1 protein-coding gene is annotated in these 574 nt (G+C 35.7%); it reads right to left on the bottom strand.

From position 1 onward, the window contains the following. A partial coding sequence (locus K0778_RS27175; RefSeq protein WP_214290706.1) for a virulence-associated E family protein occupies nucleotides 1-574 on the bottom strand: 574 nt, incomplete at both ends.

The raw sequence follows: 574 nt of genomic DNA on the forward strand, positions 1-574 counted from the left end.
CTTGGACTTTTAAAGCCATCTCACTCGCTTCTTTATCTAATAACAATGCTTTATCCGTCGGATCCTCATCAAAATATACTTTAGCTTCAGCAAACATTTGTTGCACAACATCTGGTGTTAGATCGTCAAACGGGCTTTTAGTTGCTTTATTTTTATCTGTCGTAATAGGGAAAAAACGACGATTGCCTGTTTGGTCTTTTAAAAACTCATAGTTATTGGTTGTCCCTACAAACACACACTGTCTAGGATGACGCTCTGTTCGTTTACCATACGAAGCTCTATAAATATCTACAATAGCACTTATAAACCCCTTAATATCTTCAATAGTAGACTTTTGAAATGCCGACAGTTCTTCAATTTCACATATCCAAGAACCCTGCAATTTCTTATAGACCTCATCACCTTTAAACGTTTTAATACTTTGGTTATACCAATGACCTCCCAATTTACTCATTGCCGTAGATTTTCCAACACCTTGACCACCATATAAAATAATCATGGAATCATATTTAATACCTGGCTGATAGATTCTAGCAACTGCGCCCATCATCCATTTTTTTTTAACTTCTCTATT

Origin of the sequence: Escherichia sp. XD33, assembly GCF_019375075.1 — a bacterium.
GTDB classification, from domain to species: Bacteria; Pseudomonadota; Gammaproteobacteria; order Enterobacterales; family Enterobacteriaceae; genus Enterobacter; species Enterobacter flexneri_A.